The organism is Aeromonas sp. YN13HZO-058, assembly GCF_001921245.1.
GTDB classification, from domain to species: Bacteria; Pseudomonadota; Gammaproteobacteria; order Enterobacterales; family Aeromonadaceae; genus Aeromonas; species Aeromonas allosaccharophila.
On record NZ_MQSY01000062.1, the window covers coordinates 95,514 to 111,956 of the forward strand.

The 16,443-nt window shown below is 60.0% G+C and carries 19 protein-coding genes; 12 read left to right on the forward strand and 7 right to left on the reverse strand.

Going from position 1 to position 16,443, the window contains the following annotated elements; translation table 11 throughout:
* The first annotated feature begins 4 nt into the window (after positions 1 to 4).
* The 5 genes from BSP75_RS16300 (at position 5) to BSP75_RS16320 (ending at position 4,920) form a co-directional block, all read left to right on the forward strand.
* Complete coding sequence (locus BSP75_RS16300) at positions 5 to 1,138, forward strand: glycerate kinase (protein WP_075113894.1); 1,134 nt, start codon at positions 5 to 7, stop codon at positions 1,136 to 1,138.
* A 226-nt stretch (positions 1,139 to 1,364) separates the two neighbouring features.
* Positions 1,365 to 1,928 (forward strand): NnrU family protein, encoded by a 564-nt coding sequence (locus tag BSP75_RS16305; protein ID WP_075113895.1) that lies wholly within the window; start codon positions 1,365 to 1,367, stop codon positions 1,926 to 1,928.
* A 58-nt stretch (positions 1,929 to 1,986) separates the two neighbouring features.
* Positions 1,987 to 2,523, forward strand: a complete 537-nt coding sequence (locus BSP75_RS16310) for a glutathione peroxidase (protein WP_075113896.1) — start codon at positions 1,987 to 1,989, stop codon at positions 2,521 to 2,523.
* An 82-nt stretch (positions 2,524 to 2,605) separates the two neighbouring features.
* A complete protein-coding gene (locus BSP75_RS16315) occupies positions 2,606 to 3,541 on the forward strand; it encodes a LysR family transcriptional regulator (protein WP_075113897.1) in 936 nt (311 codons plus the stop codon).
* Positions 3,542 to 3,723: 182 nt separating this feature from the next.
* The gene (locus BSP75_RS16320; RefSeq protein ID WP_075113898.1) at positions 3,724 to 4,920 is read left to right on the forward strand and encodes a NupC/NupG family nucleoside CNT transporter; all 1,197 of its coding nucleotides are present in this window, start codon (positions 3,724 to 3,726) and stop codon (positions 4,918 to 4,920) included.
* 101 nt (positions 4,921 to 5,021) lie between these two features.
* On the opposite strand, the gene BSP75_RS16325 is transcribed toward BSP75_RS16320, so the two are convergent.
* From BSP75_RS16325 to BSP75_RS16345, 5 genes are all read right to left on the reverse strand, one after another.
* The gene (locus BSP75_RS16325; protein ID WP_005340339.1) at positions 5,022 to 5,441 is read right to left on the reverse strand and encodes a DUF4426 domain-containing protein; all 420 of its coding nucleotides are present in this window, start codon (positions 5,439 to 5,441) and stop codon (positions 5,022 to 5,024) included.
* A 43-nt stretch (positions 5,442 to 5,484) separates the two neighbouring features.
* A complete protein-coding gene (gene yggU / locus BSP75_RS16330) occupies positions 5,485 to 5,787 on the reverse strand; it encodes a DUF167 family protein YggU (RefSeq protein ID WP_005341417.1) in 303 nt (100 codons plus the stop codon).
* Positions 5,787 to 6,338 (reverse strand): YggT family protein, encoded by a 552-nt coding sequence (locus BSP75_RS16335; RefSeq protein ID WP_042011910.1) that lies wholly within the window; start codon positions 6,336 to 6,338, stop codon positions 5,787 to 5,789. The genes yggU and BSP75_RS16335 overlap by 1 nt, the downstream gene beginning before the upstream one ends.
* Positions 6,339 to 6,349: 11 nt before the next feature.
* Positions 6,350 to 7,174: a pyrroline-5-carboxylate reductase gene (proC, locus tag BSP75_RS16340; RefSeq protein WP_075113899.1), complete on the reverse strand. Its 825-nt coding sequence runs from the start codon at positions 7,172 to 7,174 to the stop codon at positions 6,350 to 6,352.
* Between the two features lie 141 nt (positions 7,175 to 7,315).
* Complete coding sequence (locus BSP75_RS16345) at positions 7,316 to 8,017, reverse strand: YggS family pyridoxal phosphate-dependent enzyme (protein WP_075113900.1); 702 nt, start codon at positions 8,015 to 8,017, stop codon at positions 7,316 to 7,318.
* A gap of 39 nt (positions 8,018 to 8,056) precedes the next feature.
* Between BSP75_RS16345 and tapT the strand changes: the two genes are divergently transcribed.
* The 4 genes from tapT (at position 8,057) to BSP75_RS16365 (ending at position 11,670) form a co-directional block, all read left to right on the forward strand.
* Positions 8,057 to 9,091 (forward strand): type IVa pilus ATPase TapT, encoded by a 1,035-nt coding sequence (tapT, locus tag BSP75_RS16350; RefSeq protein ID WP_042063177.1) that lies wholly within the window; start codon positions 8,057 to 8,059, stop codon positions 9,089 to 9,091.
* Positions 9,092 to 9,119: 28 nt separating this feature from the next.
* Positions 9,120 to 10,229: a type IVa pilus ATPase TapU gene (gene tapU, locus BSP75_RS16355; protein ID WP_075113979.1), complete on the forward strand. Its 1,110-nt coding sequence runs from the start codon at positions 9,120 to 9,122 to the stop codon at positions 10,227 to 10,229.
* Between the two features lie 47 nt (positions 10,230 to 10,276).
* Complete coding sequence (gene yaaA, locus BSP75_RS16360) at positions 10,277 to 11,050, forward strand: peroxide stress protein YaaA (protein ID WP_075113901.1); 774 nt, start codon at positions 10,277 to 10,279, stop codon at positions 11,048 to 11,050.
* 194 nt (positions 11,051 to 11,244) lie between these two features.
* Positions 11,245 to 11,670, forward strand: coding sequence for a hypothetical protein (locus BSP75_RS16365; protein ID WP_075113902.1), 426 nt, complete (start codon positions 11,245 to 11,247; stop codon positions 11,668 to 11,670).
* Between the two features lie 360 nt (positions 11,671 to 12,030).
* Here the strand turns inward: BSP75_RS16365 and BSP75_RS16370 are convergent, their stop codons facing one another.
* Both BSP75_RS16370 and arfB read right to left on the reverse strand, forming a co-directional pair.
* Positions 12,031 to 12,522: a methylated-DNA--[protein]-cysteine S-methyltransferase gene (locus BSP75_RS16370; protein ID WP_075113903.1), complete on the reverse strand. Its 492-nt coding sequence runs from the start codon at positions 12,520 to 12,522 to the stop codon at positions 12,031 to 12,033.
* Between the two features lie 28 nt (positions 12,523 to 12,550).
* The gene (gene arfB, locus BSP75_RS16375) at positions 12,551 to 12,967 is read right to left on the reverse strand and encodes an alternative ribosome rescue aminoacyl-tRNA hydrolase ArfB (RefSeq protein ID WP_075113904.1); all 417 of its coding nucleotides are present in this window, start codon (positions 12,965 to 12,967) and stop codon (positions 12,551 to 12,553) included.
* 201 nt (positions 12,968 to 13,168) lie between these two features.
* On the opposite strand from arfB, the gene glnK reads away from it, so the two are divergent.
* The 3 genes from glnK to BSP75_RS16390 all read left to right on the forward strand — a co-directional run bounded on the left by glnK (position 13,169) and on the right by BSP75_RS16390 (position 16,438).
* Positions 13,169 to 13,507, forward strand: a complete 339-nt coding sequence (gene glnK, locus BSP75_RS16380; RefSeq protein ID WP_005341406.1) for a P-II family nitrogen regulator — start codon at positions 13,169 to 13,171, stop codon at positions 13,505 to 13,507.
* A 258-nt stretch (positions 13,508 to 13,765) separates the two neighbouring features.
* On the forward strand, positions 13,766 to 14,773 hold the full coding sequence (locus BSP75_RS16385; RefSeq protein ID WP_148140744.1) for a Fe(3+) ABC transporter substrate-binding protein: 1,008 nt from the start codon (positions 13,766 to 13,768) through the stop codon (positions 14,771 to 14,773).
* A 39-nt stretch (positions 14,774 to 14,812) separates the two neighbouring features.
* Positions 14,813 to 16,438, forward strand: coding sequence for an iron ABC transporter permease (locus BSP75_RS16390; protein WP_075113906.1), 1,626 nt, complete (start codon positions 14,813 to 14,815; stop codon positions 16,436 to 16,438).
* Positions 16,439 to 16,443 lie beyond the last annotated feature (5 nt).

Sequence of the window (16,443 nt, forward strand, 5' to 3'; positions counted from 1 at the left end):
TGATATGAAAATTGTTATTGCCCCCGATTCATTCAAGGAGAGTCTGAGCGCCATGGCGGTGGCTGATGCCATCGAGGCCGGTTTCAAGCAGGTGCTGCCGAACGCCACCTACGTCAAATTGCCGATGGCCGATGGCGGCGAAGGCACGGTGCAATCGCTGGTCGATGCCACCGGTGGCCGCATCCTGCCGGTGGAAGTGACCGCCCCGCTCGGCAACAATGTACAGGGCTTCGTCGGCCTGCTGGGTGATGGCGAGCGCGCCGTCATCGAGATGGCCGCCGCCTCCGGCATCCATCTGGTGGCGCCCGAGCAGCGCAATCCGCTGCTCACCTCAAGCTTTGGCACCGGCGAGTTGATCCTGGCCGCGCTGGAGATGGGGGTGAAGCACCTGATCCTCGGTATCGGCGGCAGCGCCACCAATGATGGCGGTGCCGGCATGATCCAGGCGCTCGGCGGCAAGCTGCTCAAAGCCGATGGCTCTGCCATCGAGCTGGGCGGTGGTGGTCTCAGTGAGCTGGCGACCATCGATCTGAGCGGTCTTGATCCGCGCCTGAGCGATCTGGTTATCGAGGTGGCGTGCGATGTGAACAACCCGCTGTGCGGCCCGAAAGGCGCCTCGGCAGTGTTTGGCCCGCAAAAGGGGGCGACCCCCGAGATGGTGGCGCAGCTCGATGCCAACCTTTCCCGTTATGCTGACTGCATCGAGCAGGCCCTTGGCTGCCGGGTGAAGGATATTCCGGGGGCGGGCGCTGCCGGTGGCATGGGGGCTGCGCTGGTCGGTCTGCTTGGTGCCGAGCTCAAGCCCGGTATCCAGATCGTCATCGAAGCCCTGAAACTGGCCGAGGAAGTGGCCGATGCGGATCTGGTCATTACTGGTGAAGGGCGCATCGACAGCCAGACCATTCACGGCAAGACGCCAATCGGTGTCGCACGCTGTGCCAAGCAGTTCGGCAAGCCGGTGATCGGTATCTCCGGCTGCCTGACTGACGATTGCGGTGTGGTACACGAGCACGGGCTGGATGCGGTATTCGCCGTGGTCAACCGCGCCATGTCCCTGCCGGAGGCGTTGGCCACCGCCAGCATCAATATCGAGCTGACCGCGCGCAACGTGGCCGCGCTCTATCGGTTGCCCCGCTGATATTTTGATCGATGCCTGCTACCCGGGCATCGACCATCCCTCGCCCCGTGAGGGGGCCTTTCTCATTTGATGAGAAATCCGGTTGCCCTTAGCACTTTTCGCCGACCCTTCGAGGTCGGCTTTTTTGTCTCCTTCACGTTCCCCGTATCCTGCCCTGTCACTGGTTTCTATAGGCGCATCTCTCCCTTTACGGCATAGTGGTCGTACCAAGTACAAGGAGAGACGCATGTTCCTGCTGACCCTGGGGGTTGCGCTGTTTACCCTGATCCATCTCTACCCCTGTTTTGCCGTGGCCCATCGGGCGCGGCTGCGCGAGCGGCTGGGTGAGAATCGCTACAAGGGGCTCTTCTCCCTGCTGGTGTTTGTCGCCATCGCCTGCATCATCGCCGGTTGGCGGTCGGCCAGCGCCTTGCCGCTCTACTTCCTGCCGGATTGGGGGCCGATGACCATGACGGTGATGATGCCCTTTGCGCTGATCCTCTTCTTCTCCGGTCAGGGTGCTAATCATCTGCGCCGCTGGCTGGTGCATCCCCAACTGCTCGGCACCCTGCTGTGGGCGGTGGCCCATCTGCTGGTCAACAGCGAAGCGCGATCCTTGGTGCTGTTTGGCGGCATCGGGCTCTGGGCGATGGTGAGCATCGTCTGGATTTCGGTGCGGGAGTGGCAACAAGCGCCGCGCCCGACGGCCAACTGGACGGGCACCGGCATCAGCGTCGGGGCGGGCTTGGCGGCCACCGCGCTGCTGGTCTTCTGGGGCCACGGCTGGTTGACCGGCATTCCCCTGCATTGAGCGTGAACTGCGGCTGTCGTAACCGCGTATGATGGATAAAACAAAAGGAGTCTTGGCGATGAAATGGTTCACTCTGTTGCTGTTATTGGGGGCCAGCGCGGCCTCTGCGGCGTGCCCCGATTATTTCAATGTGGAGATGCGGGAGCTCAACAATTCACAGCGCCACAACCTCTGTCAGCTGACCGAGGGCAAGGTGGTGCTGGTGGTCAATACCGCCTCCTATTGCGGTTACAGCGGCCAGTTCCGCGATCTGGAGAAGCTCTACCAGAGCTACAAGGATAAAGGGCTGATTATTCTGGGTTTCCCCTCCAACGACTTCTGGCAGGAGGCGGGTAACGAGACCAAGACCGCCGAGGTATGCCGCCGCGACTATGGCGTCACCTTCCCGATGTTCAATCGGGTAGCGGTGCGCGGCTCCGATGCGGTGCCGCTGTTCAAGGGGCTGGCGGCGGCCGCAGACGGGGATGAGCCGAACTGGAACTTCCACAAGTATCTGGTGGGGCGCGATGGCAAGCTGATCGCCAGCTACGGCGCCAACCAGAATCCGTCTGACGATCCCCTCAAACTGCAGATCACCCGGGCGCTGGGACTCTGACCCTACCCCTTGGCGGGCGGCTCTGGAATAATGGGCGCCCGCCACTCACTCTGGTTATCTTGTGCTGCAACGTCTTCCCCAAATGGTCATCTTCGATGCGCTGGTGCGCGAGCAGGGGATCTCTGCCGCTGCCCGTCGTCTCGGGGTCTCCAAATCCCATATCAGCAAGCAGCTGGCGCTGCTGGAGACCACCCTCGGCGCCCAGCTGGTGCAGCGTACCACCCGCCGCTTTGCCCTGACTGAGCTGGGGCAGGAGTATGCCCGTCACTGCCATGCGCTGGTGGCGGTGGCGCACGAGGCTGACTCCATGATCGCCGAGCGGCGTGGCAAGGTGAGCGGTGTGCTCCATCTCGGGGTGGGCCAATCCTTCGGTCGTTTGCATGTCATTCCCCATCTCAAGGCGTTTCAGGATTGCTATCCCGAGCTGGAGCTGGAGGTCTCGCTGTTCGACCACAGAACCAGCCTGGTGGATGAGGGGCTGGATCTCTGGATCACCACTTACGAAGACAAGCCGGAAGGGCTGGTGGGGCAGCGGCTGGCCGACATCGGCTTCGTACTGGCGGCCTCGCCGGATTACCTGCTGAGCCACGGCACGCCGCTCCATCCGAAGGATCTGGCCCAGCATAACTGCATCACCTACCAGAGCCGGGAGCGCCGCTATCACCAGTGGGCGTTTCGTCAGGGCAAGGAGCGCCAGACGGTGCAGGTGGCGGGCAACTATCGGGTGGATATGGCGGAAGCGGTGCGGGATGCGGCGCTGGCCGGTCTCGGCATCGCCTATATTGCCAACTACCTGTTGGACAAGGAGCTGCAGAGCGGTCAGCTGATCCCGCTGTTGCCCCAGTGGCGGCCAAATCAGCAGATGGCGGTACACGCCGTTTACGCCCGGCGCGAACATCTGGATCCCAAGATCCGTCTCTTCATCGATTTCCTTAAGGCCCGCTTCGGTCCAGAACCCTATTGGGAGCAGCGGTTGGCCCCCTGGCTCGGCGGTAAATTGTCCGGCAGTGAGGAATGATCGTTTCCATATAAAAACACTGGCTTTCGCGTGATACTAAAATTGAACCAAATCAGCCAGTTGGCGCAACCGATATCGTGAAAACGTTTTTGCTAACAGAGCTGTAACCAAGCGGACTTGCAGTGACGGGGTGAGAGGCGCAGAATCCGCGCCCATCTTTTGCCCCACCTGATGGAGTCCCTATGATTGCCCTGCTCGGCATCCTGAGTATCCTGGCGCTTGCCGTGATCTGCTCTGATAATCGTCGTCGTATCCCGCTGCGAACAGTTGGCCTTGCCCTCTGCCTGCAAGTCATGTTTGCCGGCCTGGTGCTTTGGCTGCCTGCCGGTCAGCACGTGCTGAACGGGGTAAGCGAAAGCGTCAGCAGCGTGATCGGTTACGGCCAGGAGGGGATTGCCTTCCTGTTCGGTGATCTGGCCAAGTTCAAACTGGGCTTCATCTTTGCCTTCAACGTATTGCCGGTCATCATCTTCTTCTCTGCAGTGATCGCCATCCTCTACCACATAGGCATCATGCCGCGGGTGATCGCCCTGCTGGGCGGTGGTCTGCAAAAGCTGCTGGGTACCGGCCGCGCCGAGAGCCTCTCCGCGACAGCCAACATCTTCGTCGGCATGGTGGAAGCGCCGCTGGTGGTCAAACCTTACCTCTCCAAGATGTCTGATTCCCAGTTCTTTGCGGTGATGAGCTGCGGCCTTGCCTCGGTCGCTGGCGGTACTCTGGTGGGTTACGCGAGTATCGGTGTCGAGCTGAAATACCTGATCGCCGCCGCCTTCATGTCGGCGCCTGCAGGTCTGGCGATGGCCAAGATCCTGGTGCCGCCTGAGGCTGAAGAAGTTGACCACTGTCAGGATGTAGAGATCCCCCGCGCCACCAACGTGATCGAAGCGGCGGCCGATGGCGCCATGTCCGGCCTCAATATCGCGGTGGCAGTCGGTGCGACCCTGCTGGCCTTCGTCGGCGTGATCGCCATGCTCAATGGCCTGCTCGGTTGGGCTGGTGGTCTGGTGGGGCTGGATCTGAGCTTCCAGATCATTCTGGGCTGGCTGTTTGCCCCCGTCTCCTGGCTGATCGGTGTGCCCTGGGAGCAGGCGCAGGCCGCTGGCGCCCTGATCGGCACCAAGATCGTGGTCAACGAGTTCGTCGCCTTTATCGGTCTGGTGCAGGATCAGACCCTGAGCGAGTCGAGCAAGGCCATCGTGACCTTCGCCCTATGCGGCTTTGCCAACATCTCCTCCATGGCGATCCTGATCGGCGGTCTGGGTTCCATGGTACCGGAGCGCAAATCCTTCATCGCCCGTTACGGCATGCGCGCCATCCTCTCCGGCGTGCTGGCGAACCTGATGAGCGCCTGTCTGGCCGGTCTGTTCCTCGCCCTGTAACCGCTGCGGTACGGGATAGATGCAACAAGGGCGCCCTGATGGCGCCCTTGTCATATGGATAAAATGAAGCCCCGGCCTTGGTCGGGGCTTCTTTTTGGTACTTAGTCGACGTAGAAGGTCTGCTGGAAGCTGAGGTTCTGTTGCTGCCCACCGCCCATGATCTTCAGGGTGAACTGATAGGTATCTTCGTTGCGGTAGGGGAGGGTCGCCAGATAGTAGATGGCATCGCCCTCTTTTACCTCCTGAAAGTTCAGGGTGCGGATGGTGCCGGTCAGGTTCTTGGCCTCACCGGTGATCCCCACGGCTTGCGCCACTTTCTGCTTGTCCTGTACCGCGATATTGATGATGGCGTTGTAGCGGCTGCGCTCCAGTCCATACGCCTTGGCGACCTCGGGGGTGAGGAAGCTGGAGTTGAAGGCGTTGTAGTGCACCAGCCAGGGCCCCAGCTCCTTCATCTGTTCTGCCTTGAGCGGCAGGGTCATCAGCAGTGCCAGCAGGCCACTCATCCAGGCTGTTTTCATCTGTCATCCCTCTCATATCTACGGTTGGCGCAGGCCGATTCATTCAGCCTTGCGCGTCATTCAGCAGTGCACTCACTTCTTGCGGCAACTGTTTGGGGCTGTCGATGGCGACGGTTTTGTGTCGCCCCAGCTCGCCCCGCACTATGGTGACCTGTCCCTTGGCCACTTTGAACTGCTTGGCCAGAAACTTGATCAGATGGCTGTTGGCCTGGCCATCGACCGGCGGCGCCGTGATGGCCACTTTCAGCTCTTCGCCATGCAGTCCGATGATCTGATCCCGACTCGCCTTGGGCTGGATCACCAGATGCAGTACCAGTTCATCCCCTTGTTGCAGGACGGCTGGCATCAAATCATCCACCACAGCTGGCCGAACAGGTCACCCAGCAGGTAGTTGATGGCTTGCAGGCCGATAAAGGCGACCAGCACCGAGAGATCCAGTCCGCCCAGTGCCGGCAGTACACGGCGGATAGGGGCGAGGAACGGCTCGGTCAGCTGATGCATCACGTATTCGATGGGGTTGCGGCCCTGGCTGACCCAGCTCAGGATGGCGCGGATCAGCAGTACCCAGAAGATCATCGAACCTGCTTTCTTCAGCACGGTCAGTGCGGCAAACAGGCTGATGCTGAGCCAGTCCGCCAGCAGCACGTTCATGCTCTTGAGCAGGGCCAGCTTGGCGAAGGCGATGACCAGCGCCAGCACCACGGAGGCGAGATCGATGCCGCCAAAGCCCGGGATAACGCGGCGCAGCGGGATCACCAGCGGATTGGTCAGCTTGACCACCATCTGGCTCATCGGGTTGTAGAAGTCGGCGCGGGCCCACTGCAACCAGACGCGCAGCAGGATCACCATCAGGTAGAGATCGAAAACGGTGTTAATCAGAAAGTAAGCAGTGTTCATCTGGGCTCCTGTTAGAAGAGGGTTTCCATTTCGGTGGCACGAGCGACGGCCGCCTGCATGGCGTGTGCAGTCAGCGGCATCAGCCCCTGCTGCTGGAAGGTGTTGATAGCTTCGGCGGTGGTGCCGCCCTTGCTGGTCACCTGCTCACGCAGGGTTTGCAGCGCAAGCTCGGGGTTCTGCTCCACCATGGCGGCTGCGCCCAGCGCGGTCTGCTGCACCAGCAGGCGTGCCTGCTCGGGCGAGAAGCCCATTGCTTCTGCCTCTTCGGCAATCGCTTGCATAAAGAGGAAGAAGTAGGCCGGGGCACTGCCCGCCGCGGCGATGACGCCGTTGATGCTGGACTCCTGCTCCACCCAGAGGGTCTTGCCGACCGCCTGCATCATCTGCTCGGCAAAGTCGCGATCGCGGGCTCCAATATGCTCGGGCGCATAGAGGCCGGTCATGCCCAGGCCCAGCAGGGCCGGGGTATTGGGCATGGTGCGGATGATGCGGTCATGGCCACCGGCCATCTCGCCAAGGCGCGCCACCTTGATACCAGCCGCGATGGAGATGAGCAGCTTGCCCTCAAGGGAGCCCAGCTCGGCAACCAGCGCTGCCAGCATGTCGGCCATCAACTGCGGTTTGACCGCCAGCACGATCACTTCGGCGTCGCGGGCAGCCTCGGCATTACTCTGGGTGATGCGAATGCCATGTTCGCTCGCCAGCGCCTCCAGCTTGGGGCGGCTGGGGTTGGCGGCAGTGATCTGCCCGGCGGGATAACCCGCCTTGACCAGTCCGGCAATGATGCTGCGGCTCATGTTGCCCGCGCCGATAAAGGCCAGCGTTCTATGCTGCATCAGATGCTCCTGTAGCACATGGGGTCGCGGCGAGGTGGGTGCTGCCTGCACCACCTGACGCCAGAATTCGGTGTTCCATCAAACGCTCCTGTTGATGAAGTCGCGGCAAGAGGTGGATCTATCGGTTATCCACCAGCCTGCCTATGAGTAGTCACGGGCGCCGAAGATGGCGGTGCCGACCCGCACCATGGTACTGCCATGGGCAATGGCCAGCTCGAGATCTTCGGTCATGCCCATCGAGAGGGTATCCACCGTGGGGTATTGTCGCGCAAGCTCGGTGAACAGAGTCTGCATGCGGGTCATTTGGGCGGCCAGGACGGTCTCGTCACTGGTGTGTTCGGGAATCGCCATCAGCCCCCGCAGCACCAGTCGGTCACTCTGGGAGACCAGCTCGGCAAGGCGGAAAATCTCTTGTTCCGACGTTCCGGATTTGCTGCTCTCTCCGCTAATATTGATTTGCAGACAAACATTTAGCGGTGCCATGCTGGCGGGACGCTGGTTGTTGAGGCGGTCGATCAACTTGTCCCGATCCACGCTCTGCACCCAGTCGAACCGTTCGGCGACCAGTTTGGATTTGTTCGATTGCAAAGGGCCGATAAAGTGCCACTCTATGTCGCAATATTCCGGCTGCTGGCGCAAGGTATCGATCTTGGTCGCCGCTTCCTGGGCGTAGGATTCGCCAAAGCAGCGCTGACCTGCGGCATGGGCGGCCATGACGGCCTCGACGGGCTTGGTCTTGCTCACGGCCAGCAGGCGGATCTGCTGCAGGTTGCGGCTCGCCCGTTCGGCGGCCTGGGCAATACGTTCCTTTACCTGAAACAGGTGCTGGGCAATCTGGTTCATATTTCGTTAGTGATCTTGTGATGGGAGAATGACAAGTCTATGGATATCACAGAGTTATTGGCTTTCAGTGTAAAGCATAAAGCCTCGGATCTACACCTCTCGGCCGGGGTTCCCCCGATGATCAGGGTTGATGGTGAGGTTCGCAAGATCAATTTGCCCGCCCTGGAACACCGGGAAGTGCATGCCCTCATTTATGACATCATGAACGACCATCAGCGCAAGGAGCTGGAGGAGAACTTCGAGGTCGACTTCTCGTTCGAGGTGCCCAATCTGGCTCGTTTCCGGGTTAACGCCTTCCAGCAGGCGCGCGGCTCCGGCGCGGTATTTCGTACCATCCCCAGCACTGTGCTGAGCCTCGAAGATCTCGATGCGCCGGAGATCTTTCGCAAGATCTCCGAATACCCGCGCGGTCTGGTGCTGGTGACCGGCCCGACCGGTTCCGGTAAATCGACCACCCTGGCGGCCATGGTCAACTACATCAACGAGAACTTTCATCACCACATTCTCACCATCGAAGACCCCATCGAATTCGTCCACGAGAACAAGCGCTGTCTGGTGAACCAGCGGGAAGTACACCGCGATACCAAGAGCTTCAGCAATGCCCTGCGCTCGGCACTGCGGGAGGACCCTGACATCATTCTGGTGGGCGAGATGCGTGACCTCGAGACCATTCGTCTGGCCATGACTGCTGCCGAAACCGGCCACCTGGTGTTTGGTACCCTGCACACCTCGTCGGCGGCCAAGACCATCGACCGTATCATCGACGTCTTCCCCGGTGCGGAGAAAGACATGGTGCGCTCCATGCTCTCCGAATCGCTGCGGGCGGTTATCTCCCAGACCCTGCTCAAGCGCATTGGTGGCGGTCGGGTGGCGGCTCACGAGATCATGATGGGCATTCCGGCGGTGCGTAACCTGATCCGTGAGGACAAGATCGCCCAGCTCTACTCGGTGATCCAGACCGGGATGACCCACGGCATGCAGACCATGGATCAGAGCCTCAAGCAGCTGGTGAGCCGCGGCGTGGTGGCATCCCTCGATGCCAAGGCCAAGGCCGTCGATCCCAACAGCGTTTAAGAGCGTCGAACCCAGGGAGGGATAAATGATGAATCTGGATGAATTGCTGAGCGAACTGGTCGAACGAAAAGGCTCGGATCTGTTTGTGACGGTGGGCTCGCCGCCCACTCTCAAGGTCAATGGCCATCTGGTGTCGCTGGGGGGCGAGGCGCTCGACAAGAAGGGGGCGCTGACGCTGGTCAGGGATACCCTCAGCAGCGATCACTTCGAGCGCTATATCCGCACCAAGGAGGCCAACTACGCCATCTATCGCGAGGCGCTTGGCCGTTTTCGGGTCAGCGCCTTCTGGCAGCAGGAGCTGCCCGGCATGGTGATACGTCGCATTGAGACCCGTATCCCCACCTTTGAAGATCTGCAACTGCCCAACATCCTGCAGGAGGTCGCCATGGCCAAGCGGGGGTTGGTGCTGTTTGTCGGGGCCACCGGGGCGGGTAAGTCCACTACTCAGGCGGCGATGATTGGCTATCGCAACCAGCATGCCGATGGCCACATTCTGACGGTGGAAGACCCGGTGGAGTTCGTCCATCAGCATGGCCGCAGTCTGGTGACCCAGCGTGAAGTGGGGATCGATACCGAGTCGTTCGATGTGGCGCTGAAGAGCTCGCTGCGTCAGGCGCCGGACGTGATCCTGATCGGCGAGATCCGCAGTCAGGAGACCATGGAGTTTGCTCTGCAGTTCGCCGAGACCGGCCACCTTTGCCTCGCCACTCTGCATGCCAACAACGCCAACCAGGCGCTTGATCGCATCCTCCATCTGGTGCCGCAAGACAAACATCGCCAGTTCCTGTTCGATCTCTCCTTCAACCTGAAAGCCATCGTTGCCCAGCAACTGGTGCCAAGCATGGATGGCAAGCGGCGTTTTGCCGCGTTCGAGGTGCTGCTCAATACCCCGCTCATCACTGACATCATCCGCAAGGGTGAGATGCACCGCCTCAAGGAGGTGATGACCAAATCCACCGAGCTGGGCATGCAGACCTTCGATCAGGCGCTATTCAGCCTGTTCTGTGCCGGCCAGATTGGCTACAGTGAGGCCCTCGCTCACGCCGACTCGGCTAATGATTTGCGTCTGCAAATCAAGCTCTCTGGTCAGGATACGCTTGGCTCCGGTACGCTGGAGAATGTGACGCTGGATGAATGAATCATGGGGCCGATCTGCTGTTCGGCCCCTCGCCATAAAGGAACGTTATGCTGATTGTGGTTTCCCCGGCCAAGACGCTGGATTACGAGTCACCGCTGGTGACCTCCCGTTTCACCCAACCCGATCTGCTGGATCACTCCGCCGAGCTGATTAGCCGGGCCCGCCAACTGAGCCCGGCTCAGATTGCCAGCCTGATGAAGATCAGCGACAAGCTGGCGGGCCTCAACGCCGCCAGGTTTGCCGAGTGGCAGCCAGATTTTACCCCTGCCAATGCCCGTCAGGCGCTGCTGGCCTTCAAGGGAGATGTCTACACCGGATTGGCAGTGGAGGATTTCAGCGAGGCCGATTTTGACTTCGCTCAGGCGCACCTGCGGATGCTCTCCGGCCTCTACGGCGTGCTGCGCCCCCTCGATCTGATGATGCCCTACCGGCTGGAGATGGGGACCAGGCTCGACAATAGCCGCGGTAAGGATCTCTACCAGTTCTGGGGGGAGGTGATCACTCTGCATCTCAATGAGGCGCTGGCCGCGCAGGGTGATGAGGTGCTGATCAATCTGGCCTCCGACGAGTATTTCAAGTCGGTACGGCCCAAGAGTCTGAAAGGACGGATTGTCACCCCGGTGTTCAAGGATGAGAAGAACGGCCAGTTCAAGATCATCAGCTTTTACGCCAAGAAGGCGCGCGGCATGATGGCCCGCCACATCATCAAGCACCGTCTGACCGAGGTGGAGCAGCTGACCGGTTTCAACGCCGAGGGTTACTACTTCGTGCCGGAAGAGTCGGATGCCAATACCCTGATGTTTAAACGCGCCGAAAATTAATTACAAAAAGAGGGAACCAATCTTTCGACCCGCGGGTCTGAATATGTGAATCCTCTGTTGTAAGCACTTTTTATTCGCCGACGTTTGATACGTCGGCTTTTTTATTGCCGTTTTTATTGTCCATCGATTGCCTTCGCCGGGCCTATGTGGTTCAGATAGACTCAAGACAGGGAGTGAGTTGTCGCGAGGTGAATATGGAACAGAAAAATGCCATTCGGCAGCTTGCCGTACCTTGGGCTCCGTCCCGCCAGCTACCGCCCGGTCTGGTTGTGGCCGAGTTGCATCAGGATCTCTGGAGTGACTCCCTGACCATCATGCTGGGGCGGGCACGCAGCATCGATCTGCCCCCGCAAATCCTCTGCCGGGTCTATTTTCGCCACATCTATGCCCTGCGGGTGATCGAGGATTGCGATCTGGCCGAGGGGAAGGATAGCCACGCCATTGAAGAGCAGATCCAGCTCATCACCCCATCCCGTTTTGCCAGCTGGTTTCATCAGGAGTCGGACGGCCTGCATCTGGACGAAGATCTGCAGCACTATCGCATCTCGACCTGGGATTATTGCGCCGATGTGCTGACCTCCTCGGCGCCGGAACTGCAGTTCCTGCCCCAGAACGAGTAGCCAGCTATAACGCCAGAGGCGAAGGGGATCCTTCGCCTCTTGTCTTTGTGGAGGTGCAGAGCGTGCGATGCTCAGGTCACTCAGTCAGAGGGATGGCCTGTTGCGTTGGCACAAAAAAAGCGCCTCAGAGGAGGCGCGGGGAAAAAGACAGATTGGAAGCGTCACATGGGTGCTACTTGAATCAGCGAATGAGCCGTGCCATTCAAGTATGAAGCCATCATGCCAAGCTCAATCTGAAGGTGTTCTGAGGCGATTCTTCATTTTCTGTTCATCTTGTCAGTAAACACCGACCACTGGCTGAAAGCCTTTTCATTTCTGCGGCCAGAGGATGTGCAACTGGAGCATGAACAACACACAGGTTTACGGTGCCAGCTCGAATGCCGCGCCGGTCTGTTCCAGAGCCAGCAACCAGCGCTTGATGGGAATGCCGCCAGCATAGCCGGTCAGATCGCCGCTGCGTCCGATCACCCGATGGCAGGGCACTATGATGCTGAGCGGATTGCGGCCGTTGGCGGCGCCCACCGCTCGCACCGCCTTGGGATTGCCGATGGATTGGGCTATCTCGAGGTAGCTGACGGTCTCGCCATAGGGGATATCGCACAAAGCGCGCCACACCGTTTGCTGGAACGGGGTGCCCCGAGCGGCCATAGGCAGGTCGAACTGCTGCAACTTTCCGGCGAAATAGGCGCTGAACTGGGCAAGGTAGGGCGCCAGCGCCTTGTCATCCTTTTGCCAGTCAGCTTGCGGCATGACGGGCCGCTCCCCGAGCATGAACTCGACATGGTGCAGGCCATCCTGATCGATGGCGACCAGCAGGGGGCCTCGGGCGCTGTCGCAAAAACTGTATCTCATCGGCTGACATCCTTTGTAGGCTGGAGGCTCAGTCCAGAACCGGCTTGCCGCGGGCGGATTTGATATCTCCCTTGCGCTTTTTGGCATCGACCCGTTTGCGTTGGGAGCTGCGGGTCGGTTTGGTGGCATGGCGGGCCTTGGGGCGCCAGGCTGCTTTCTTCAGCAACTCCACCAGACGGCTCATCGCCTCCTTGCGGTTCATGTCCTGGCTGCGATGGCTCTCGACCCGGATCATGATAAAGCCATCGTGTACCCGGCTGTCGCTCAGCTTGTCGAGACCTTCTTTGTATAGTGGCGTCAGGCTGGGAGAGCTGCGGTAATCGAAGCGCAACCAGACGGCGGAGTCGGTCTTGTTGACGTGTTGTCCGCCGTTGCCCTGTGCCCGCATGGTCTGGAATTGCAGCTCATGCCAGGGAATCGTGACGCTGTTGGAGATAACTAACATGCTGTTTTGCTCTTGTTTGGTGCATACCCGCTGGCCGCTGCAGCATGGTGCCTCATTATGGGGCGCGCTGGGCGGTTATGGGGATGTGCCTGGCGAATGGCGCAGGCATTAAACTCTATCTATATGAAATAAAACAATAAAAATACTTGGCATAAGAATTGAAACCCGATTCATGACACACCATGGATTGGGAGCAACCAGATGAAGCTGATTAGTGCGATTATCAAACCGTTCAAGTTGGACGATGTCCGCGAGGCTATTGCCAACCTGGGGGTGGAAGGGCTGACCGTGTCCGAGGTCAAGGGATTTGGCCGCCAGAAGGGACACACCGAATTATACCGGGGAGCCGAGTATCAGGTCGACTTCCTGCCCAAGGTGAAGCTGGAGATTGCCACCGCTGATGATAACGTGGAAGGGGTGATCGAGGCGATCTGCAAGGCGGCCTATACCGGCAAGATCGGCGACGGCAAGATTTTTGTCTACGACTTGCTGCAGGCGGTGCGCATCCGCACCGGCGAGAGTGACGACGAGGCGCTGTGATGAATTGCATTCGTGACGTGCAGATCTGCTGACCTCCCGACCTCGGGGGAATCCGATGGGGTGAGCGCTTATTGAAGCCTGATTAACAGAGTATTTTGGTCAGAAGAGGCCGGATGGGATTCCATCCGGCCTCTTTAATTTTATTGGCGATTAAATATGTGAAGTACGATGGCGAGCGTTCTTGATCCGCTCATAAGATGTATGCAGAATGCAAACGGCAATCGTTATCACTCTGTATAGCTAATCAAGGAATGGATGATGAAAATGAAGATGTTGGCACTGGCTTTCTCTGCGTTGGCAGCTCAGTCGGCATTGGCGGCCGGGGAAGTGAATGTCTACTCCAACCGGCAGGATGAGCTGATCAAGCCCATCATCCAGCAGTTCGAGAAGGAATCGGGCATCAAGGTGAACGTGGTGTTCGCCAAAGAGGGGTTGAACGAGCGTCTGGAGCGGGAAGGCAAGCTCTCTCCGGCCGACCTGATGCTGACCGTCGATATCAGCCGTCTGACCGATCTGGTGGACAAGGGGCTGGTGCAGCCGGTGGATAGCAAGATCCTGCAGGAGAACATCCCCGCCATCTATCGTGATCCGGAGAATCGCTGGTTCGCCCTGACCACCCGGGTGCGCGCCATTTACTCCAGCAAGGATCGTCTCGGCAAGCTCGACACCATCAGCTACGAAGATCTGGCCAAGCCGGAATTCAAAGGGAAAATCTGCACCCGCAGCGGCAAGCATGAGTACAATGTGGCGCTGGTCTCCTCGATGATTGCCCATCACGGCATGGCCGAGACCAAAACCTGGCTGGAAGGGGTCAAGGCCAACCTGGCGCGCAAGCCGCAGGGCAACGACCGGGATCAGGTCAAGGCGATCAAGGATGGTATCTGCGACGTGTCACTCGGCAACAGCTACTATCTGGGCGCCATGTTGAAGGATCCGGCGCAGAAGTCCTGGGCGGATGCGGTCTATATCAACTTCCCGAATCAGGCTGACCGCGGTGCCCACGTCAACGTGAGTGGCGTGGCCATGACCAAGTATGCCAAGAACAAGGCCGAGGCTCAGAAGCTGATGGAGTTTCTGGCAGGTGACACCGCCCAGCACATGTATGCGGACGTGAATGCCGAGTATCCGGTCAAGGCCGGGGTCGAGCCTTCCGCCATGGTCAAGTCCTGGGGCCGTTTCAAGTCTGACGCGCTACCGGTCAGCGATTACGCCAAGCACCGCAAGGACGCCTTGCAGTTGCTGGATGAAGTGAAGTTCGACTTGTAATCAGATGGGGCCAACGGCCCCATCAACCTCTGTGGTCTCATGAAAAATTTTGGATGGATGACCGGCAGTTGGGCCATCGCCCTGCTGCTGGGTTTACCGGTTATTGCCCTGCTTTTCTCAGCCTTCTCGGCTGAGGGAGATCTCTTTCGCCACCTCGCCGATACCGTGCTGCTGGACTATCTGGCCAATACTCTGGGCTTGGTGGCCGGAGTGGTGCTGCTCAGCCTGCTGTTTGGCGTGCCAACCGCCTGGCTGGTGGCCATGTGTCAGGTGCCGGGGCGGCGCGCCCTGCAGTGGGCGCTGATGCTGCCGATGGCGATGCCCTCATATATCGTCGCCTACGTCTATACCGATCTGCTCGACTACTCGGGCCCGCTACAAGCCGGGTTGCGAGCACTCTTTGGCTGGAATGGTCCGGCCGATTACTGGTTTCCTGCCATTCGCTCCCTCGGCGGCGCCGCCTGGGTGCTGGCGCTGGTGCTGTTTCCCTATGTCTATCTGCTGACCCGCGCCTCCTTTCTCGAGCAGTCAGTCAGCCTCATTCACTCCAGCCGCCTGCTCGGCTGTACGCCGTGGCAGAGCTTTCGTCGTCTCAGTCTGCCGCTGGCGCGCCCCGCCATCATGGTGGCGGTATCGCTGGTGGCCATGGAGACGCTGGCCGACTTTGCCACCGTCCACTTTTTTGCCATCAACACCCTGACCACAGCGGTCTACGACACCTGGCTCGGCTATGGCAGTCTGGCCACTGCGGCGAAACTCTCCTGCCTGATGCTGCTGGCGGTGGTGCTCTTGATCGCGCTGGAGCGCCGCTCTCGCAGTCGACAGCAGGTGTTCCAGAAGTCGATGGGCCATGAGCAGCCGCTGCGCTATCCACTCAAGGGGATGAGCCGTTGGCTGGCGGGTCTCTGGTGCTGGGGGCTGGTGCTGGCCGGTTTCGCCCTGCCGTTTGTCATCCTGCTGGACTACGGGGTGCGCTACTTCGAGTTGTCGTGGACGCCGGAGTTTGTTCGCTTTGCGGGTAACAGCCTGCTTATCTCGGCGCTGACCGCCCTGCTGGCCATGGGGATTGCCCTGCTGCTCGGCTTCTTCCGCCGCCTCGATGGCGGAATCAAGAGCCTGCTGCCCTTGCGCATTGCCGCCATGGGTTATGCCATGCCGGGCACCGTGCTCGCCATCGGCGTGCTGGTGCCGCTCACCGCCCTCGATTTTGCCATCAACGATCTGGCCGAGTGGCTCGGGCGTCAGGGCCCGGGCTTGTTGCTGACCGGCACCATCACCGCCATCGTGTTCGGCTATCTGGTGCGCTTCGTGGCCATCGCCATCGGTTCGGTGGAGAGCAGCATGGGCAAGATCTCCCCCAGTCTCGACATGGCGGCCCGCTCCCTGGGGCAGGGGGATGGCGCCATGCTGCGTCGGGTGCACCTGCCGCTGGTGCGTCGCGGCCTGTTTGCCGGTGCCATGCTGGTATTCATCGAATCCATGAAGGAGCTGCCCGCCGCCCTGCTGCTGCGGCCGTTCAACTTCGATACCCTGGCGACCCACGTCTACCAGTTCGTCTCGGACGAGATGCTGGAGCGCGGCGCACTCGGCGCCATCGTCATCGTGCTGGTAGGGCTGTTGCCGCTGATTTGGGTCAACCGCACTCTGGACAGTCCGGGCCACTGAGTCGC

Coding starts and splice junctions, on each gene's coding strand:
- BSP75_RS16300 (WP_075113894.1), top strand. CDS start 5: ATGAAAATTGTTATTGCCCCCGATTCATTCAAGGAGAGTCTGAGCGCC.
- BSP75_RS16345 (WP_075113900.1), bottom strand. CDS start 8,017: ATGAACCAGATTGCCCAGCACCTGTTTCAGGTAAAGGAACGTATTGCC.
- arfB (WP_075113904.1), bottom strand. CDS start 12,967: ATGTTAGTTATCTCCAACAGCGTCACGATTCCCTGGCATGAGCTGCAA.
- yggU (WP_005341417.1), bottom strand. CDS start 5,787: ATGCCAGCCGTCCTGCAACAAGGGGATGAACTGGTACTGCATCTGGTG.
- BSP75_RS16385 (WP_148140744.1), top strand. CDS start 13,766: ATGAAAATGAAGATGTTGGCACTGGCTTTCTCTGCGTTGGCAGCTCAG.
- BSP75_RS16310 (WP_075113896.1), top strand. CDS start 1,987: ATGAAATGGTTCACTCTGTTGCTGTTATTGGGGGCCAGCGCGGCCTCT.
- BSP75_RS16320 (WP_075113898.1), top strand. CDS start 3,724: ATGATTGCCCTGCTCGGCATCCTGAGTATCCTGGCGCTTGCCGTGATC.
- yaaA (WP_075113901.1), top strand. CDS start 10,277: ATGCTGATTGTGGTTTCCCCGGCCAAGACGCTGGATTACGAGTCACCG.
- tapU (WP_075113979.1), top strand. CDS start 9,120: ATGAATCTGGATGAATTGCTGAGCGAACTGGTCGAACGAAAAGGCTCG.
- BSP75_RS16305 (WP_075113895.1), top strand. CDS start 1,365: ATGTTCCTGCTGACCCTGGGGGTTGCGCTGTTTACCCTGATCCATCTC.
- BSP75_RS16325 (WP_005340339.1), bottom strand. CDS start 5,441: ATGAAAACAGCCTGGATGAGTGGCCTGCTGGCACTGCTGATGACCCTG.
- BSP75_RS16390 (WP_075113906.1), top strand. CDS start 14,813: ATGAAAAATTTTGGATGGATGACCGGCAGTTGGGCCATCGCCCTGCTG.
- glnK (WP_005341406.1), top strand. CDS start 13,169: ATGAAGCTGATTAGTGCGATTATCAAACCGTTCAAGTTGGACGATGTC.
- BSP75_RS16365 (WP_075113902.1), top strand. CDS start 11,245: ATGGAACAGAAAAATGCCATTCGGCAGCTTGCCGTACCTTGGGCTCCG.
- BSP75_RS16335 (WP_042011910.1), bottom strand. CDS start 6,338: ATGAACACTGCTTACTTTCTGATTAACACCGTTTTCGATCTCTACCTG.
- proC (WP_075113899.1), bottom strand. CDS start 7,174: ATGCAGCATAGAACGCTGGCCTTTATCGGCGCGGGCAACATGAGCCGC.
- tapT (WP_042063177.1), top strand. CDS start 8,057: ATGGATATCACAGAGTTATTGGCTTTCAGTGTAAAGCATAAAGCCTCG.
- BSP75_RS16315 (WP_075113897.1), top strand. CDS start 2,606: ATGGTCATCTTCGATGCGCTGGTGCGCGAGCAGGGGATCTCTGCCGCT.
- BSP75_RS16370 (WP_075113903.1), bottom strand. CDS start 12,522: ATGAGATACAGTTTTTGCGACAGCGCCCGAGGCCCCCTGCTGGTCGCC.